The sequence below is a fragment of the Rothia nasimurium genome (genome assembly GCF_042660305.1).
Taxonomy (GTDB): Bacteria; Actinomycetota; Actinomycetes; order Actinomycetales; family Micrococcaceae; genus Rothia; species Rothia nasimurium.
The window spans coordinates 1-19407 of sequence record NZ_JBHSTW010000019.1 but is presented as its reverse complement, the minus strand read 5'-3'; the positions used below and the strand labels follow the sequence as shown (position 1 = coordinate 19407).

At 60.7% G+C, this 19407-nt stretch carries 13 protein-coding genes; 9 read left to right on the top strand and 4 right to left on the bottom strand.

Annotation, left to right across the window (positions count from 1 at the left end):
- Positions 1–200 precede the first annotated feature (200 nt).
- Complete coding sequence (locus ACFP6B_RS09445; RefSeq protein ID WP_377129517.1) at positions 201–2420, bottom strand: NADP-dependent isocitrate dehydrogenase; 2220 nt, start codon at positions 2418–2420, stop codon at positions 201–203.
- 125 nt (positions 2421–2545) lie between these two features.
- Between ACFP6B_RS09445 and ACFP6B_RS09440 the strand changes: the two genes are divergently transcribed.
- Both ACFP6B_RS09440 and ACFP6B_RS09435 read left to right on the top strand, forming a co-directional pair.
- Complete coding sequence (locus ACFP6B_RS09440; RefSeq protein ID WP_377129515.1) at positions 2546–3397, top strand: NUDIX hydrolase; 852 nt, start codon at positions 2546–2548, stop codon at positions 3395–3397.
- Positions 3398–3465: 68 nt separating this feature from the next.
- Entirely contained in the window at positions 3466–5469 is a 2004-nt protein-coding gene (locus ACFP6B_RS09435; protein ID WP_377129513.1) for an alpha/beta hydrolase family protein, read from the top strand.
- 75 nt (positions 5470–5544) lie between these two features.
- Here the strand turns inward: ACFP6B_RS09435 and ACFP6B_RS09430 are convergent, their stop codons facing one another.
- On the bottom strand, positions 5545–5964 hold the full coding sequence (locus tag ACFP6B_RS09430; protein WP_377129511.1) for a DUF805 domain-containing protein: 420 nt from the start codon (positions 5962–5964) through the stop codon (positions 5545–5547).
- A gap of 35 nt (positions 5965–5999) precedes the next feature.
- On the opposite strand from ACFP6B_RS09430, the gene ACFP6B_RS09425 reads away from it, so the two are divergent.
- A complete protein-coding gene (locus tag ACFP6B_RS09425; RefSeq protein ID WP_377129509.1) occupies positions 6000–6677 on the top strand; it encodes a pyroglutamyl-peptidase I family protein in 678 nt (225 codons plus the stop codon).
- 81 nt (positions 6678–6758) lie between these two features.
- On the opposite strand, the gene pgi is transcribed toward ACFP6B_RS09425, so the two are convergent.
- A complete protein-coding gene (pgi, locus tag ACFP6B_RS09420) occupies positions 6759–8438 on the bottom strand; it encodes a glucose-6-phosphate isomerase (protein WP_377129507.1) in 1680 nt (559 codons plus the stop codon).
- A 302-nt stretch (positions 8439–8740) separates the two neighbouring features.
- Here pgi and ACFP6B_RS09415 point away from each other — a divergent pair, with 302 nt between their 5' ends.
- Both ACFP6B_RS09415 and typA read left to right on the top strand, forming a co-directional pair.
- Positions 8741–10735: a BCCT family transporter gene (locus ACFP6B_RS09415; RefSeq protein WP_377129505.1), complete on the top strand. Its 1995-nt coding sequence runs from the start codon at positions 8741–8743 to the stop codon at positions 10733–10735.
- A gap of 277 nt (positions 10736–11012) precedes the next feature.
- Complete coding sequence (gene typA, locus ACFP6B_RS09410) at positions 11013–12926, top strand: translational GTPase TypA (RefSeq protein WP_185174363.1); 1914 nt, start codon at positions 11013–11015, stop codon at positions 12924–12926.
- A gap of 118 nt (positions 12927–13044) precedes the next feature.
- On the opposite strand, the gene ACFP6B_RS09405 is transcribed toward typA, so the two are convergent.
- Positions 13045–14622 (bottom strand): GH25 family lysozyme, encoded by a 1578-nt coding sequence (locus ACFP6B_RS09405; protein ID WP_377129503.1) that lies wholly within the window; start codon positions 14620–14622, stop codon positions 13045–13047.
- A 168-nt stretch (positions 14623–14790) separates the two neighbouring features.
- Here ACFP6B_RS09405 and ACFP6B_RS09400 point away from each other — a divergent pair, with 168 nt between their 5' ends.
- The 4 genes from ACFP6B_RS09400 to ACFP6B_RS09385 all read left to right on the top strand — a co-directional run bounded on the left by ACFP6B_RS09400 (position 14791) and on the right by ACFP6B_RS09385 (position 19281).
- On the top strand, positions 14791–16089 hold the full coding sequence (locus ACFP6B_RS09400; protein WP_377129501.1) for a PIG-L family deacetylase: 1299 nt from the start codon (positions 14791–14793) through the stop codon (positions 16087–16089).
- A 121-nt stretch (positions 16090–16210) separates the two neighbouring features.
- Positions 16211–16534 (top strand): ferredoxin, encoded by a 324-nt coding sequence (gene fdxA, locus ACFP6B_RS09395; RefSeq protein ID WP_135013646.1) that lies wholly within the window; start codon positions 16211–16213, stop codon positions 16532–16534.
- A 109-nt stretch (positions 16535–16643) separates the two neighbouring features.
- Positions 16644–17774, top strand: a complete 1131-nt coding sequence (gene dapC / locus ACFP6B_RS09390; protein WP_377129498.1) for a succinyldiaminopimelate transaminase — start codon at positions 16644–16646, stop codon at positions 17772–17774.
- A gap of 226 nt (positions 17775–18000) precedes the next feature.
- Positions 18001–19281: a citrate synthase gene (locus tag ACFP6B_RS09385; protein ID WP_237223411.1), complete on the top strand. Its 1281-nt coding sequence runs from the start codon at positions 18001–18003 to the stop codon at positions 19279–19281.
- Positions 19282–19407: the final 126 nt, after the last annotated feature.

Genomic DNA, 19407 nt, shown 5'->3' with positions numbered 1-19407 from the left:
TTGGGGTTGTATGGGCGGGTGTTTGCGGTGGTGCGGGGGTTGGTGTTTTTGGCTGCGGGTGGGACTTTTGAATAAGCCTCATGGCACTAATTTCTTTGATTCTATTCAACTTTTCTTTACCTCTCTTATAATTTTTTCTTTTATCCAAGAAGGCCCCTGCTAGATAGCTGGGGCCACTCTTTATTTTCCTTTTGGTACTTTTATTTCAACTCATCCACCACGTCATTCAGCGTCGTGCTCGGGCGCATCACCGCTGATGCCTTGGCGTCCTCGGGCTTGTAGTAGCCGCCGAGGTCGGCGGGGGAGCCCTGGGCGCCCAGCAGCTCAGCCACAATCTTCTCCTCGTTCGCAGCCAGAGCCTCAGCCACCGGGGCGAACTTAGCCGCCAAATCGGCGTCCTCACCCTGAGCAGCCAGCTCCTCAGCCCAGAACTTAGCCAGGTAGAAGTGCGAGCCACGGTTATCAATCTCGCCCACACGGCGTGAAGGTGACTTGTTCTCGTTCAAGAAAGTACCGGTTGCCTTATCCAAGGTATCGGCCAGAACCTGGGCAGAAGCATTACCGGTGGTCTTGGCCAGGTGCTCAAAGGAAGCAGCCAGGGCCAGGAACTCACCCAGGGAGTCCCAGCGCAGGTGGTTCTCTTCCAGAACCTGCTGAACGTGCTTGGGGGCGGAGCCACCAGCGCCGGTCTCAAAGAGGCCACCACCGTTAATGAGCGGAACAATGGACAGCATCTTGGCTGAGGTGCCCAGTTCCAGAATGGGGAAGAGGTCGGTCAGGTAGTCACGCAGCACGTTGCCGGTAACCGAAATGGTGTCTTCACCCTTGCGGATGCGGTCGATGGAGAACTGGGTTGCCTCGGCAGGAGCCAGAATGCGGATATCCAGACCTGAAGTGTCGTGCTCGGGCAGGTACTTCTCGACCTTGGCAATCAGGTTAGCGTCGTGGGCACGGTTCTTATCGAGCCAGAAGACAGCGGGGGTCTGGGAGTCGCGGGCGCGGGTGACGGCCAGCTTGATCCAGTCCTGAACGGGGATGTCCTTGGTCTGGCAGGCGCGCCAGATATCACCGGCAGAAACTTCGTGTTCAATGAGAACGTCACCGGCAGAGTTCACCACCTGAACTGTGCCGTCCGCTTCAAGCTGGAAGGTCTTGTCGTGTGAACCGTATTCCTCAGCCTTCTGCGCCATTAGACCCACGTTGGGCACGGTACCCATGGTGGTGGGGTCGTAGGCGCCGTTTGCACGGCAGTCCTCGATAACGGTCTGGTAGACGCCAGCGTAGGAAGAATCGGGGAGCACAGCCAGGGTGTCAGCCTGCTGGCCTGACTCGCCCCACATCCGACCGGAGGTACGAATCATGGCGGGCATGGAAGCGTCCACAATGACGTCTGAGGGGACGTGCAGGTTGGTGATGCCCTTGTCAGAATTAACGTAGGCCAGCTCGGGGCCTTCCTGCAGACCCTTGTGGATGAGCTCGCGGACGTCCTCACGGATATCCTCGGGCAGGGTGTCAATGCCGGAGATGATAGCGGCCAGGCCGTTGTTGCCGTTCAGGCCGGCAGCGTCCAGCTGCTCACCGTAGGTCTCAAAAAGCTCGGAGAAGTAAGCGCGCACGACGCGGCCGAAGAGGATGGGGTCAGACACCTTCATCATGGTGGCCTTCAGATGCACCGAGAAGAGCACACCCTCAGCCTTGGCACGGGCAACCTGCTCGGCCAGGAACTTATCAAGTTCAGCCACGTTCATGTAGGTGCCGTCAACGATTTCACCGGCCAGTACGGGCACAGATTCCTTCAGGACGGTCACGCTGCCATCGGTACCGACGTGCTGAATTTTCAGGGTGTCGTCAGCCTCAATAATCACGGACTTCTCGTTGGAGAAGAAATCATCGTGACCCATGGTGGCGACGTTGGTCTTGGAATCTGCTGACCAGGCGCCCATGGAGTGGGGGTTCTTGCGGGCGTAGTTCTTAACAGAGAGGGGGGCGCGGCGGTCTGAGTTGCCCTCGCGCAGAACCGGGTTCACAGCTGAACCCTTGACGCGGTCGTAGCGGGCGCGGACGTCCTTATCCTGCTCGGTCACAACCTCATCGGGGTAGTCGGGGATAGCGAAGCCCTTGGCCTGCAGCTCAGCGATAGCGGCCTTGAGCTGGGGTACGGACGCCGAAATGTTGGGCAGCTTGATGATGTTAGCTTCGGGGGTCTTGGCCAGCTCACCCAGCTCGGTCAGGGCGTCCGCTACCTGCTGCTCTGCAGGGAGAATATCGCTGAACTGAGCCAGAATACGGCCCGAAAGTGAAATATCGCGGGTTTCTACCTCAACACCGGCGGTTGAAGCGTAAGCCTCAAGAATGGGCAGGAAGGAGTAGGTCGCCAGCAGCGGAGCCTCATCGGTATGGGTGTAGATAATCTTTGCCATGAAGGGCGTCTCCCTTGTCGCTTGTGGGCAGTTTCATTTCCAAGAATACAACGATGTGCCTGCGCTCACTAAATAAGAGAGCCTGTGTGACAAGATGACTCGACTACTGAGATAGGGTTACTGATATGAGTACCGCTACTTCAGCCCCGATTGTTGTTTCTGCACTTGTCATTCGTAATTCCTTGGGTGAGGTTCTCACCGTTCGCAAACGCGGCACCACAGGGTTCATGTTTCCCGGTGGTAAGCCTGAGCCGGGTGAAACCGCCGAAGAAACCGCTCGCCGTGAAGCTACCGAAGAACTGGGCCTTGTGCTCGACAGCTATTCCTTGATGAACCTGGGAACCTACGAAGCGGCTGCCCTCAATGAGGCGGGGCGAACCGTCCGCGCCCATGTTTACCTCTTGGTAACCGCCGGGGGTGTTGCTGATTTGGACCAGGCTGCGCCCAGCGCTGAGATTGAGGAAATCCGGTGGGTCCACCCCGACCCTGCGCGCGATGACCATAGCAACCAGGCTCCGCTGAATACTCAGCATATTTTCCCGCTGCTCACCGGAGATGATTTTGAGGAGGCGGACGCCCCGGTTAGCGTGGCCCAGTATCGAGACCTAGAGGCAAAAGTCGCTGAACTCCAAAATCTGGTAGATACCCTGTACATGCAGGTGGAATTTCAGAGCCGCTTTAGCTATCAGGCGGCCTGCGCTCGTGCCGCAATCAAAGGCCGTAACCTCTTTGCACTTAACACCGCTTTGGGTATTTGTCGTGACCGTATCCACGGCGCACCGCACATCATCTTTGGGGCGGCAGCCGCGGAAGAAACCCCTATTTTGACGGCGGCAGTAGAGCAACCCCTGAATACAAGGGAAGACCTTCTGGCCATTATTCGGTTTCTTGCCCCGCACCACGCAGAGCAGATTCTAGATGCCTACCTTGGTGCAGGTATGGACGACGGAACTTTTGCTCGTTTGCCTGTCAGCTAGGAGCAATGTTAAGAAGGGGAGGGTAATGCGCTATCACCTCAACAGGTGCTGGTGATACCGTAGAACCTATGACTGACACCACATCTAGCGAAAACAACCAGCAGAAAAATGCTGCCTACCTATCGCAGCTCATCGAACACCCCCGCATGGTCGGGCTGGCTGCGGGTCGCACCGGTGCCCCGGTGCTCACCGTCAATACCCTCAATAAGGACGGCGCAAAGTGGCGTCCCCGCCTCTGGGCCCTTCCCGCAGGCCAGGAGGGCAAGCCCTACCCGCTGACGGCACCCGAGTCGGGCGCCTCCGTCCTCACCGTCACCGATGAGGGGCACATCTACCTGACCCTGGGCAAGGACGTCGACGAAGCCGACTCCAAGAGCCTCAAAGGCGTCTACCGCCTACCGGAGCACGGTGAACCCGAACTCATCTTCACCCACCCCGGCGGTGTGAATGCCCTCACGGTGCGCCAGCGCGGCGAAACCACCCGCTACATCTACAGCGGCAAAGCCCACCGCGGCAGCCTCGAAGAACAGGCCAAGACCCTCGACGAACGCGAGAAAACTGCAACCTCCGGTGTGCTCTACACCGAATTCCCCACCCGCTTCTGGGACCACGACCTGGGCACCGGCGTCCGCGCCCTTTTCGTTAAGGACGGGGGCGGCCAACCCCGCCGAATCGCGCTGCCGGGCGACCGCTCAGAACTGGCCGGTTTTGAGGTCTGCCCCACCGGCGACCGTGCAGCCGTCACTCTGCACACTAAGGTCCGCGGCATCCACCAGCGTTACAGCACCTGGCTACTCGACCTCAACGGCGAGAAAGAGCCCCAGCTGTTGGTTGAGGCGACTGAAACCCACGACTACTCGGCAGGCCCCTTCACCCCGGACGGCAGCGGTCTAGCTATCACTGAGGTGCGCCGCTGGCTGCCCGGCCAGTCCATCAAGGTTAACGCCAGCCACTACAGTTTTGAGACCGGCCAGCTGACCGAGCTCTCCCGCGACGTAGACCGCTGGGCTGGCGACATCGTGTGGCTCGATAGTACCCGCTACGCTTTTGTTACCGACCACCTGGGGGCCACCGCCATCCTGACCGGCAGTATCGGCGGCTCCACCCGCACCCTGGTTGAGGACGGCGCCAGCCATTTCTCGGCCCTGGCCTACAACGAAGGCTCCCTGATTGCCCTGCGCGATGCCCACCAGCACTCGGCCTACCCCGTGCGTATCGATATCGAAAGTGGCGATATCACCCGTCTGGCCTCACCCGTTGAAGAGCTACGCGCCCCCGGCCGTTTTGAGCGACTGAGCTCCACCGCGGCCGACGGCACCGAGTTCACCTCCTTCCTCGCCCTGCCCGAAAAGGATACGGACGGCCCCCTGCCCCTGCTAGTTTTTGCACACGGCGGCCCCTGGGGATCATGGAACTCCTGGACCTACCGCTGGAACCCCTGGGCCTTCACCGAAGCCGGCTACGCCGTGCTCATGCCCGATCCCGCGATTTCCACCGGCTACGGCCAGCACATGCTCGACCGCGGCGGCGACGACCTGGGCGGCACCCCCTACACCGACATTATGCAGGTGGTCGAAGAGACTGCCGCCCGCGACGATATCCAGGGCGATAACGTGGCCTTCTCAGGCGGCTCCTACGGCGGGTTTATGACCAACTGGGTGGCAGGACGCGCGGGCACCCGCTTTAAGTGCTACGTCACCCACGCCTCAATCTGGGACTACAACACCATGTACTATCTCTCAGATAACGGGTCCTGGCACGAATGGAAGGTCGAGTTCGGGGGAGAGGGCGACAGCATCTCGCCGCGTCATCATGCCGCCGATATCGCGGCTCCTATGCTGGTGATTCACGGCGATAAGGACTACCGTGTGCCCATCGGCCAGGCCCACCACCTTTGGGCTGACCTGCAGCGCCACTCCCCGGAGCTGGGCCACAAGTACCTCTACTTCCCCGATGAAGGGCACTGGATCCTGAAGCCCGGCAACTCCCGCCTCTGGTATCAGGTCTTCACCGCCTGGCTGGACCAGCATCTGCTGGGCCAAGACTTCAGAGCTCCTGAGCTTCTGGGTTAGCCTGCTACCGGCCCCTGCGGTCTTTTGGAAGGGACGCTACCTACCCCTGTGCGGACTAGGTAGCTTCTCTTCTAGCTAGTGACGGGAATTGCGCCTGCGTTTAATGAGCGATACTGTGGGGCCGATATTGATAAAGATCCATAGGGGGTTCGTCATGGCAAGCAGCATAAATAAGGTGCGTAAGAGTGAGGAGGAATCTTTAGGGAGGGTCAGGTAGTTGAGCCAGATCGTGGCCCCAAAATAGAGAAAGGTGCCGACGACTAGATAGAGCATAGCCCACCAGAATTCACTGGCTGAGGCCTGGCCCTTGCTATTCCAGTAGTGACGGTAAAAAAGGCGGATGGCTCCTGCCGGCCCCACCTGCTGGGCAATGGCGGGGGCGCGAAACTCGTCCGGATGCTCTTCATCCTCGAAGCCGTCAAGGTTGAGGGCCTCGGGGGTATCTTCCAGGGGTTCTTCAGGGTGGATATAGCGGGTAGGCTTATGCTCAGACATACCCTCAAGAATACCTATAATCGCAGGAGCCGATGATGACTACCCTTCTGCTGACCTATTTCGGCCCCTTTGAAGGGGTTCCCGTTAATCCCAGCCAGGCCGTGGCCATGGGCGCCCAAGAAGCCCTAGCTGTTTCGGCCCCCGACCTCACCGTGGAGGTAGAAGAGTTGCCGGTAGAGTTTGCTGAATCTAGTCGTGTACTGGGCGAGCTGCTTGAGCGCTTCACACCTCAGCTGGCTATCAGCCTGGGTGTTGCCGCTGGCCGCGACAAGGTTGGTCTGGAACGGGTTGCTACCAACCTTGACTCAGCCCGCATTCCAGATAATGCTGGGGTCCAGCTGCTAGACCAGCCCATTCGCAGACAGGGGCCCGAAGCTTACTTCGCTACCCTGCCTACCCGGGCAATTTTTGAGCAGCTTATCTCTCAAAAGTTACCTGTGGAGCTGTCCTACACCGCCGGCACCTTCGTCTGTAACCATGTTTTTTACGAACTCATGCACGCCACGGCAGGGGCAATACCGGCTGGCTTTATTCATATTCCCCTCACCCGCGCAGAAGCTGGGGAGGATGCGGACGCTACGGCCGGGCGTCCGCAGGTCATAGCCAGTGCGGACGCCGGGGGAGTAGAAGGCGGAAACCTACCTACCTTACCTGAGGCCCAGGTCATCGGAATTATCGAGCAGGCCGTACTCACCACGCTCGCCCAGCTTTAACGCAGGACCCTGGTAACTCACGAAGTTACCGGGGTCCTGTGCTACTCGGCATGTTTGCCTGGGCGTCCAGCTGAAGCGATACTAGTTACGATTTTCCAGGTAGAAACTAATCAGGCCCTGGGTTGAGGAATCCTGCTGGGCCAGAACCTCGCGATCGCCGCCGACGGCGGGAGCCAGCTGCAGGGCGAGCTGCTTGCCGAGTTCAACACCCCACTGGTCGAAGGAGTCAATACCCCAGACAATGCCCTGAACGAAAGTGATGTGTTCGTAGAGGGCGATGAGCTGGCCCAGGACGGCGGGGGTCAGCTGGGAGGCCATGATGGAGGTGGTGGGGCGGTTGCCTGAGAAGACGCGGGCAGGAACGATTTCTTCGGCGGTGCCTTCAGCGCGAACCTCGTCGGCGGTCTTGCCGAAGGCCAGGGCCTTGGTCTGGGCGAAGAAGTTGGCCAGGAAGAGCTCGTGGACGTCCTGCTCGCCGTCGCGGGTTGCGTGAACCGGGTTGGCGAAGGCGATGAAGTCGGCGGGAATTAGGCGGGTGCCCTGGTGGATGAGCTGGTAGAAGGCGTGCTGGCCGTTGGTGCCGGGCTCGCCCCAGAAGACTTCACCGGTGGCGGTGGTGACGGGCTTGCCGTCGGCGCGCACGGATTTGCCGTTGGATTCCATGGTCAGCTGCTGCAGGTAGGCGGGGAAGCGGTGCAGGTACTGGTCGTAGGGGAGGACGGCGTGGGTTTCGGCGCCCAGGAAGTTGACGTTCCAGATGTTCAGCAGGCCCATGAGGGCGGGAACGTTTTCGGCTAGGGGCGCGGTGCGGAAGTGCTCGTCTATGGCGTGGAAGCCGGCCAGGAACTGCTCGAAGACCTCGGGGCCGAGCACAATAGCCAGGGGGGTGCCGATGGCGGAGTCGACGGAGTAGCGTCCGCCTACCCAGTTCCAGAATCCGAAAGTGTTCTCGGGGTCAATGCCGAAGGCCTCGACCTTATCCAGGGCGGTGGAGACGGCGACGAAGTGGGCGGCGACGGCGTCCTTTTCGTCCTTGCCATCCAGGGCGCCGGCCTCGCGCAGGGAGGTGAGCAGCCACTCGCGGCAGACGCGGGCGTTGGTGAGGGTTTCGAGGGTGCCGAAGGTCTTGGAGGCGACGATGAAGAGGGTGGTCTCGGGGTCTAGGTCCTTGACAGTTTCGGCGGCGTCGGTGGGGTCGATGTTGGAGATGAATCGGGCGGTCAGGCCGGGCTGGGCGTAGGGCTTCAGGGCCTCGTAGACCATGACGGGGCCCAGGTCTGAGCCGCCGATGCCGATGTTGACAACGGTTTTGATGCGCTTGCCGGTAATGCCTACCCACTCGCCGGAGCGGACGCGGTCGGCAAAGTCGTAAATCTTGGCGAGGACCTCGTGGACGTCGGTATCGACGTCCTGGCCATCAACCACGAGAGCGGGGGTTGCGCCCTTGGGGCGGCGCAGGGCGGTGTGCAGGACGGCGCGGTCTTCGGTGACGTTGATGCGCTCACCGGCGAACATGGCGTCGCGGCGCTCTTCGAGGTTGACCTCTTCGGCCAGCTGGGTCAGCAGGGCCAGGGTCTCTTCGGTGATGAGGTTCTTGGAGAGGTCAACGTAGAGGTTGGCGGCGGTGAAGCTCAGCTTTTCGGCGCGGGCGGGGTCTGCTTCGAACCAGGCGCGCAGGTCGGCGGTGGTCTTCTGCTGGTGCTCGGTCAGGGCTGCCCAGGCCTTAGTCTGGACGGGGTCGGTGATGGCGGGGAGAGACATGTGTGCTCTACCTTCCTGTCGATTTGGGTGTTCTTGCCTCTATTTTATGTTGGTTTGGTAGTTTTTGACCCCGCTGGCAGGTGTGGTTTTTTGTGGTTTTGTCGGCATTAGCCCTCCCAAGAGAATGCCTACTTATTATCAGTGGTGTTATTATTAGGGTGGAACAGGCATCTCTAGCCCCCTCCCGAACCACGCTGCGCGGCCCCGCGCCCCTTGACTGAGCGTGGACGCGGACGGCAGCTCGTGAGGTGCTTTTGCATGTCAACTAGGTCGAAACGTAAGAAGATATAAAGGACACTTTCATGGCTACTACCCAGCAAACTCCGCCCGGCACGGGCCCCGACCTGCGGAAGGGGGATATCGACGCGGCCGCCAAGGAAAACATGCGAGAAGGTTCCCTGGCCCCCAAGGTCTTTATTCCCGCAGCCGTCATCATGGCCGCCTTCATCGGCATTACCCTGGCCTTCCCCCACCGCACCAAAGAAATCTTCGATGCCCTGCAGGCCGACGTCATTAACTACTTCGGCTGGTACTACGTCGCCATCGTTGCTTTCTTCGTTATCTTTGCCCTCTACCTGGGCTTCTCCCGCATGGGTGACGTCAAACTAGGCGACGACGATGACGAGCCCGCCTACCCCTTCACCACCTGGTTCGCCTTCCTCTTCGCTGCCGGTATGGGCATCGGCCTGGTCTTCTACGGGGCAACCGAACCCCTCATGCACTACGTTGACCCCCGCCCCGGCGTGGGCGACGGCACCAAGGAAGAGATCGCCCAGGCAGCGATGAGCCAGGCCTTCCTGCACTGGGGCCTGCACCCCTGGGCTATCTACGTCATCGTGGGCCTTGCTATTGCCTATGCAACCCACCGCCTCAAGCTGCCCCTTTCCATCCGCTACTCCCTCAAACCCCTGCTGGGCGACCGTGTAAAAGGTGGAGCAGGTGACGTCATCGACGTTGTCGCTCTGGTCGGTACCCTCTTCGGTGTAGCGACCTCTCTTGGCCTCGGTGTTATGCAGATTGCTGCGGGCCTGGGCTACATGAACATTCCGGCCCAGGGCAACGGCTGGCTGGTGGGCATCATCGTGGTGCTCATGGGTATCACTCTCTTCTCTGTGGTCACCGGCCTGGAAAAGGGTATGAAGTGGCTCTCCAACGGCAACCTCGTTCTGGCTGCTATCGTCTGCCTTTTTGTGCTGGTGGTAGGCCCCACCCTCTTCCTCTTCCGTAACTTCATCGGGTCCATCGGTAACTACCTGCAAAATGTGGTTGCCATGACCTTCGAGACCCTGGCCCTCTACGGCGTTGACGGTGAGCAGTTCCAGGCTGCCTGGACCACCTTCTACTGGGGCTGGTGGATTTCCTGGTCGCCCTTCGTCGGCATGTTCATCGCCCGCGTTTCCAAGGGCCGTTCCGTGCGCGAATTCGTCATCGGCGTTCTGCTAGTACCTGCGCTGACCTCCTTCTTCTGGTTCTCCGTACTCGGCGGCACCGCCCTGCACCAGGAGCTCTTCGGACCCGGCACCAGCCTGGTGGGCGAAGACGGTAGCGTCTCTGCAGAAAATGCCCTCTTCCAGATGTTCCACAACCTGCCCGGTGGCGTCATTCTGACCGCCGGTGCGGTCCTGCTGATTACCGTCTTCTTCGTGACCTCAGCTGACTCCGGCGCTCTGGTACTGGGCATGCTTTCCACTAACGGGTCACCCGAGCCCAAAACCTGGATTCGTGTCTTCTGGGTGCTGGTTGCAGCTGCCACCGCTATCTCCCTGGTTGTCATCGGCGGTAGCGAATCGCTGTCGGCAATCCAAACCGTGGCAATTCTGACGGCGCTGCCCTTCTCCGTGGTCATCGTGCTCATGTGTATCTCCCTCTACAAGGCCCTGAGCGTTGAGCACCGTCTCTTCGTCCGTGCCCAGCGTCGTAACGCCCGTCGCGAGATTGAGGCATCCTTGGCTGAGCAGATTGACGACCGCGTCAACGAGCTGGTTGCCGAAGGCGTTGAAGACCGCGTCACCGCAGCAGTGGGGGAGCACCTCGATGAACACCTGGACGGCCAGCTCGAAGCTGCCCTGGAAGAAGCCGTGGACAAGGCGGTTGAGGCCAAGGTCGAAGAAGCCGTGGACTCCGCGGTTGAAAGCGCCGTCGAAGCCAAGGTGGAAGAAGCCGTAGAAAAGGCTGTGGATGAAGTCTCCCTGCAGGTGGAAGCCAACACCGCCGCGATTGAGCAGATCCGCACCGCAACCGGCTCCATCCCCGTGGTCAAGCCCCAGGATGTAAAGCAGACACCCTGGAATAAATAGGAAATGAGCTGCCTTTAGGGAGGCGGACGCTCTCTTGCCGACTAACCTTCTTGCCGGTTCGCTGGCGCTCACTGGCAATTCATGCCAGCCCCAGCCAGTCGGCGCCGAGAGCGTCCGCCTCCCTTATTCATTTCTAATGTGTTCCAGAAGATAGCGGCTAGTTTAGGTGCCGCCGGTATAATCAAACCGAAAGCCCTCTGCGCTGGTGCCGAAAATTCGGCAGGTATGCCGCGCACCGGCGTCCTTATCCCCAACATGTAAGCGAGATACTTTCCGCATGTCTGAAACTCAGAACACCGCTTCACGGAGCGACCTTCGCAACGTGGCAATCGTGGCTCACGTTGACCACGGCAAGACCACCATCGTTGATGCGATGCTCAAGCAGACCAACGCCTTCTCCGCCCACGCTGACGTGGAAGACCGCGTCATGGACTCCGGTGACCTTGAAAAGGAAAAGGGCATCACCATTTTGGCTAAGAACACCACCGTGTTCTACTCCGGCCCCGCAGCCAAGGGCGAAGAAATCACCATCAACGTTATTGACACCCCCGGTCACGCTGACTTCGGTGGCGAGGTTGAGCGCGGCCTGTCCATGGTTGACGGCGTTGTGCTGCTGGTTGACGCTTCAGAAGGCCCCCTGCCTCAGACCCGTTTCGTTCTGCGCAAGGCCCTGGCTGCTAAGCTGCCCGTTATTCTGGTTGTTAACAAGGTTGACCGCCCCGACGCCCGTATTGACGAAGTTGTTGGCGAGTCTATGGACCTGCTTCTGGGCCTGGCTAGCGACCTGGCCGATGAGGTTCCCGACCTCGATATCGACGCTCTGCTGAACGTCCCCGTCGTCTATGCATCAGGTAAGGCTGGCGCTGCTTCACTGAACCAGCCCGCCGACGGTGCCCTGCCCGATAACGATGATCTGGAACCCCTCTTCGAGACCATCCTGGAACACGTTCCTGCCCCCACCTACGACCCCAACGAGGTGCTGCAGGCTCACGTGACCAACCTCGACTCCTCACCCTTCCTGGGCCGCCTGGCCCTGCTGCGTATCTTCAACGGCACCCTGAAGAAGGGCCAGACTGTTGCCTGGGTACGTCAGGATGGCGAAACCAAGAACGTCCGTATCTCCGAACTGCTGGCCACCAAGGCCCTGGAGCGTGTTCCCGCTGAGTCCGCTGGCCCCGGTGAAATTGTCGCTGTTGCCGGTATCGAAGACATCACCATCGGCGAAACCCTCACCGACCCTGAGAACCCCAAGCCCCTGCCCCTGATTAAGGTCGACGACCCCGCGATCTCCGTTACCATCGGTATCAACACCTCACCGCTGGCCGGTAAGGTCAAGGGTGCTAAGGTTACCGCCCGCCAGGTGAAGGACCGCCTCGATAAGGAACTTATCGGTAACGTCTCCCTCAAGGTTCTGCCCACCGAGCGTCCGGACGCCTGGGAAGTTCAGGGCCGTGGCGAACTCGCTCTGGCAATTCTCGTTGAGCAGATGCGCCGCGAAGGCTTTGAGCTGACCGTGGGCAAGCCCCAGGTCGTCACCAAGACCATCGACGGCAAGGTCCATGAGCCCATGGAGCACATGATTATCGACGTGCCCGAAGAATTCCTGGGCGCCGTCACCCAGCTCATGGCAGCTCGCAAGGGCCGCATGGAAAACATGGCCAACAACGGCACCGGCTGGGTCCGCATGGAATTCGCCGTGCCCGCCCGCGGCCTGATCGGCTTCCGTACCAAGTTCCTCACCGAGACCCGCGGTGCCGGTATCTCATCGTCCTACTCCACCGGCTACGAGCCCTGGGCAGGCGACATCGACTACCGCTCCAACGGCTCCATGATTTCTGACCGTGCCGGCGTCGTTACTCCCTACGCCATCATCGGCCTGCAGGAACGTGGCACCATCTTCGTCGAACCCACCTCAGAGGTCTATGAGGGTATGATTATCGGCGAGAACTCACGCGCCGATGACATGGAAGTTAACATCACCCGCGAAAAGAAGCTGACCAACATGCGCTCAGCCTCAGCAGATAACTTTGAAAACATGACTCCTCCCAAGAAGCTCACCCTCGAAGAGTCCCTGGAATGGGCCCGCGAGGACGAGTGCGTGGAAGTCACCCCCGAAGCGATCCGTATTCGTAAGGTTATCCTTGACTCCAATGAGCGTGTGCGCGAAGCACGCCGCCGCGCCCGCGCCTAAGGCTAAACTTCAGGGCCGTGGCCCGCTCCCTCAATCGGGGGAGCGGGCCACGGCCCTTTAGCATAGGTGCTACCAGGCAGCGCGCGGACGCGGGAGCCCGTCTGGGTGCATGGGGCGGTTAGCGGAGGCGGCGGGTGCCTTCGCGCTCGCTCCATGTGAAGTGAGCGCCGGAGCTCAGACGCAGGTGCATGCGCCCATCGGCCTCCCGCCGTTCGTCGTGGGTGGGGAACCCAAGTGCCTGGTGGTAACCGGCTGCCTTCCAGGCATCATGCAGGGCACCGTACCGGACCACCTGCTGGGTGCCAAATTCAGGGGTCCAGTAGAGGCTCATATTCTTTTCGAAATGGACTACAGCTCCCCGGCCCAGACCTGTTTCGTCGGAGACAGGGAAACCATAAACCTGGGTATTCTGGCCCCAGCGCCAGTGAATGGCCCCGCGCCCGTTGAGAGCATAGGTGCCGGTTTTAGGCGACCAATATACCGCCGTGGTGTAGCCGCTGGGGGTACGGAACCACTGCTGGGCACCGTAGCTGAAGCTGGCGTCCTCGCTGATGGGGAAGCCCCAGCCGCGCTCAAAACCTGTAGCCGCAAACCGGGAGCCGATAGCCCCGGCCCAGAAAATACCGTGCGCCCCGGTGCTGGGGTGCCAGTAGACGTGCCGGTGGTTCTCAAAGCCCTGGGCTACCCCGCCGAGGAGTACCAGGTATTCATTGGTGCGTGGGGCCCACAGGCTGCGGTAGTTGCTCTGGTAGTAGCCGCCAATTGCCCCGTAGAGCTGGTAGAGACCTGCCGGGCGTGAAGTGCCCTGGGGTAGGTAACGGGGGTTGAGAGCTAGGAAGCTGAGCTGGCTTTCCGTACCGTTAAAGAGGTTGGAATCCCCGTCAAAGGGACCCTTATCGCTATACTGCCAGATGTCATAGCCGCTATAGCCGGTGGGCATAGGGCCGACCGTGGTGGTATAGCGGGCGAGATGCAGGGGCATGTAGGAGAGCTCAGAAATATTGCCCAAGCACTGGTTGACCCAGGAGGTCGCCGTGTACAAGATGGGGTAACGCCCGGTCAGTTGCCGGTAGGTGGTTGCAAAATCGTGGGCCCAGGCTCGCAGCTGGGCCGGGGTCATATTGTAGCAGGTATTGCCAAATTGCGGGTAGGGGTTGAACTCAAGGTCAAGAATGCCAGGCAGGGTGCCGCCGTCCTGAACCCAGGGCTGGCTATTGGCCACGAAATAGCGGGCCTGCTCGGCCCCTGAACTGTCGGAGGGAATCGCAAAATGGTACGACCCCCGCAGCATGCCCGCCGCGCGGGCACCGGCATACTGCTCCTGGTAGCGGGGTGAAACATACCAGTTACTCTCGGTTGCCTTCACAAAGGCAAAACGCGCCCCCAGCTGATAGTTGCGGGCCCAATCGACAGACGGCTGCCAGCTGGAAACGTCCATGCCCGGCACCCCGGATAAGGACGCCAGGGCCGGGACTGGTTGCTCGGCAGCTAGAGCTGCGCCCTGCTGGAAGGAGGCACCTGCCTCATCTGAGACAAACCCAGCCCCCATACGGGCCTGGCCGGGCTCCACCTGGCCTACCTGACTGCCTGCTGTGGCAGCTGGGGTGACTTCCTGGGCGGACGCCACCGCCCCCGTCAGCCCCAGAGCCAGAGCGGACGCCAGCACGCCCGTCCGCAACCATCGCTTTGTCCTCATAAAGGCCTCCTCGCCTCTCATCTCACTGGCATAGTTTTGCCGTACTTGTCCCCATAAATGTGAGCCAACGCTCACCATCATAAAACAGAAGACCAAACCCAGCTAGAGCCCAGTAACTAAAGCTAAAATTGCTAGGAACCAAACAGCACCCAGCAGAAAACCGCCACCATGGAACTCGACGCCCAGCCCCACTACCCGGTCGCCGGTGAAGTCATCACCGACAGCGCCACCTTCAGCCTGATACCCGACGGCCTCAAACCCAAAGACGCCACCGTCCTCTTCGTCCATGCCCACCCCGACGACGAAGCCTCATCCACCGGCGCCACCATTGGTGCCCTCACCGCCGCCGGCGTCACCGTCCACCTGCTCACTATGACCCGCGGCGAAATGGGCGAAGTGATTGACCCCGCCCTGCGCCACCTCGAAGCAACCCACCCCGCGAACACCGACCGGGGCCATGCCCTGGGCGAGTACCGCACCGGGGAACTCAAGGCCTCCCTCAAAGCCCTCGGCATCCGCCACCACCTCTACCTGGGCGAGGGGGCGAGTTACCTGCCCGGCGAGCGCACCAGCTACCGTGACTCCGGCATGACCTGGGGGTCGGACGGACGTGCTATCGCCAACCCCGCAGCAGCCGACGATTGCCTCACCCGCCTGCCCCTCAAGCCCCAGGCAGACGCTATCGCCAGTGCTATCCGCGAGATCCGGCCGGACGTCGTCGTCACCTACGACGCGGACGGCGGCTACGGGCACCCCGACCACAAACGCACCTACGAAGCTACTCTAGCGGCCGTCCGATCCCTGGAGGGAACCCCCTCAGCCCCCACCGCCCTCTGGGGTATCGAAGGTGACTCCAACCCGCAGGACACCCGCCAGCAAGCCGTCATTATGGGCAGCATCGACCACAAGCGCGAAGCCATGCGGGCCCACGCCACCCAAATCGTCATCACCAGCGACACCACCTTCGAATACTCAAACGGGGTCTCCCAGCCCATCAACCCCACCGAAACCTACCGCCTACTCTGGGGTACTGCCCAAGCAGGAACCCCAGCGGACGCTGCCCCCGAAGAGAGCGTCGAAGCTCCCGGCCCTATCAACTCGGCCATTACCGCCGTCGCCCTCGGCCTAATCGCAGGTTTTGCCGGAACCATGTACCACGCCCACATCTGGTACCCCACCAGCACCCTCTGGGTGCCCTGGGGCGCTGCCCTCGGCCTGCTCACGGTCTACTTCGCTGCGACCTGGGCAGCAATCCACACCGAAAAGAACTGGGCCGCGGCCGTCGTTGGGGCCACCGCCTTCGTGCTCATCGGCATCTTCGCCTTCACCAAAGGCACCTCAATGCTGGTCTACATCAACCCCATCAACCCCGTGGGGACCGCCGGAACCATCTGGGCACTAGGCTCCCTGGCCGCAGCAACCTTCGGCATGGTGAGCGCTACCAGGTATCGCCGCAACAAAACTTAACCCGGCTCAACAAGCTATCTCATCCATCACAAAAATCTGCCCCCACACCGGTGACCAGATACACTAGAGCACAGTTAACCAACACACCACGCACCGGTGCGTCACCACCAGAAAGGCACCCATGACCTACATCATCGCCCAGCCCTGCGTCGACGTAAAAGACCGCGCCTGCGTCGAAGAATGCCCCGTCGACTGCATCTACGAAGGCGAACGCTCCCTCTACATCCACCCCGACGAATGCGTCGACTGCGGTGCCTGCGAGCCCGTCTGCCCCGTAGAAGCTATCTACTACGAAGACGACGTACCCGAAGAATGGGAAGACTACACCGCAGCTAACGCCGACTTCTTCGACGACCTCGGCTCACCCGGTGGCGCAGCCCGCCTGGGCGTCATCGCTAAGGACGCCCCCATGATTGCGGCCCTGCCCCCGCAGAACCAGGACTAAGATTCTAAACGCGGTTCAAGGAGCGAGTATCTCGTGAGATACTCGCTCCTTTAGTTTTAAGCGAAGGCTTACACTAGAAAACAAACATATTCACAAGAGAAAGCAGACCATGCGCGAATTTGGCCTCGACCTGCCCGACTACCCCTGGGACACCATGGCCCCCTACCGGGCTACCGCTGAAGCCCACCCCGAGGGGCTCATTAACCTTTCTATTGGAACCCCGGTTGACCCTACCCCCTCAGTTATCCGTGATGCCCTGGCCGGTGCCACCGACGCCCACGGCTACCCCACAACCCACGGTACCCTCACCCTGCGCCAGGCTATCGTTGACTGGTTCGACCGCCGCCGCGGCGTGCCCGGCCTAACCACCGACCAAGTCATGCCCACCATCGGCTCAAAGGAGCTTGTTGCCTGGCTGCCCTTCCTGCTGGGCCTGGGGGAGGGGGACGTGGTCGTCCGCCCCACCGTCGCCTACCCTACTTATGACATCGGTGCCCAGCTCGCCGGTGCAACCCCCGTGGCCGCTGACTCCCTGGACGAGCTCGATGAGGCGACCCGTGCCCGCGTCCGCCTGGTATGGATCAACTCGCCGGCCAACCCCACCGGCATCGTGCGCGATGTGGATGAGCTGAAAAAGATAGTGGAGGACGCCTGCGCCCTGGGTGCCGTGGTTGCCTCCGACGAGTGCTACGCAGAACTGGGTTGGGGAGAATGGGACGCTACCCGCGGCGGGAAGCCGGTGCCCTCCGTCCTGGACCCCCGCGTCTGTGGCGAGAACCAGGACCTGGTGCTGGCAGCCTACTCTCTTTCTAAGCAGTCCAACTTCGCTGGCTACCGCGGCGCTTTTATCGCGGGAGACGCCGCGATTATGGCCAACCTGGTCAACTCCCGTAAGCACGCAGGTATGATTGTGCCCGCTCCCGTGCAGGTTGCCATGACCGCAGCGCTCTCAGATGACGCGCACGTTGAGGCCCAGAAAGACCTCTACCGGGCTCGCCGTGAGACCCTACTGCCCGCCCTGGAACGCTTTGGCCTGACCGTCGAGCACTCCGAGGCAGGGCTCTACCTGTGGGCTACAGCAGGTGAAGATACCTGGGCTACCGTCCAGCGCTTTGCAGACAAGGGTATCGTGATTGGCCCCGGCATTTTCTACGGAACCGCAGGTGAGGGCTATGTGCGCATTGCCCTGACCGGCTCAGACGACGACATTTCCCGTGCTGCTGCCCGACTGTCAGAGTAAAGCAAAACTGTTAATGTCAAATAAGCTCAGCTAAAGAACGTAATGTAGCTTCTGAACTCACACCAATGTGACCCTGCGCATCATTCTGCTGTAATGTAGACCATAGATGACGTGCGTACGTGCACGGTGCGGCCTTCCACCACCCCGCGAAAGCCGCACCGTCCTTTTTTAGAATCCCACTTCATCACACAGCACGTACGTTGCCTCGTATGACAGGAGGAACACAATGACTGAGAACAAAGCGCTGCTGAGCTATGACGGCAAAGAACTGCCCCTGCCCGCAGTAGAAGCAACCGAAGGTAACGGTGCCTTCGAAGTTGCAGGCATGCTCAAAGAAACCGGCAAGGTAGCCTACGACCCGGGCTTCATGAACACCGCAAACGCAAAGTCAGCTATCACCTACATCGACGGTGACGCCGGCATCCTGCGCTACCGCGGCTACCCCATCGAAGAACTGGCAGAAAAATCCAGCTTCATCGAAACCGCCTACCTGCTTATCTACGGGGAACTGCCCACCCCCGCCCAGCTCGAAGACTTTGACCAGATGATTCGCCGCCACACCATGGTGCACGAAGACTTCAAATTCTTCTTCCGCGGTTTCCCCCGCGACGCCCACCCCATGGCCGTCCTCGCATCCAGCGTCTCAGCCATGTCGACCTTCTACTCTGACTCCCTCGACCCCTTCGACCCCCGTCAGGTAGAAATCTCAACCTACCGCCTGCTCTCCAAGGTGCCCACCCTGGCAGCCTACGCCTACAAGAAGTCCAAGGGCGAGCCCTCCATCTACCCCAAGAACGAGCTCAACTACACCGAGAACTTCCTGCGCATGTGCTTCGGCTTCCCCACCGAGGAGTACGAGGTCAACCCCCTGCACGCAAAGGCCCTTGACCTGCTGCTGCTCCTGCACGCAGACCACGAGCAGAACTGCTCCACCTCCACCGTGCGCCTGGTAGGCTCCTCAAACGCCAACATGTTCGCCTCCGTCTCAGCCGGTATCAACGCCCTCTACGGCCCCCTGCACGGCGGCGCTAACGAGGCAGTGCTCAAGATGCTCAACCAAATCCAGAAGGACGGCATCAGCCCCGAAGACTTCATGGAGAAGGTCAAGAACAAGGAAGACGGCGTCCGCCTCATGGGCTTCGGCCACCGCGTCTACAAGAACTACGACCCCCGCGCTCGTATCGTCAAGAAGACCGCAGACGAAATCCTCGAATCCATCGGCGGCAACAACGAACTGCTCGATATCGCCAAGCGTCTCGAAGAGAAGGCCCTCAACGACGACTACTTCATCGAACGTAAGCTCTACCCCAACGTAGACTTCTACACCGGCCTCATCTACAAGGCCATGGGCTTCCCCGAGCACATGTTCACCGTCCTCTTCGCCCTGGGCCGCCTCCCCGGCTGGATCGCCCAGTGGACCGAAGGTATCCAGGACCCCGACCGCAAGATTGGCCGCCCCCGCCAGGTCTACATCGGCGAAGCTGAACGCCACTACCCCGAACGATAAGCTGCCAAGCAGCGCATCACTAAGCCCCGGCGTCCTTACCTCTTTGAACTAGCCCCCGAAAGTTGGACTGGTTTAATCCTAGACCGTCAGGGCTGCCAAAGCCTGGCTCCGATACCCCATCGGAGC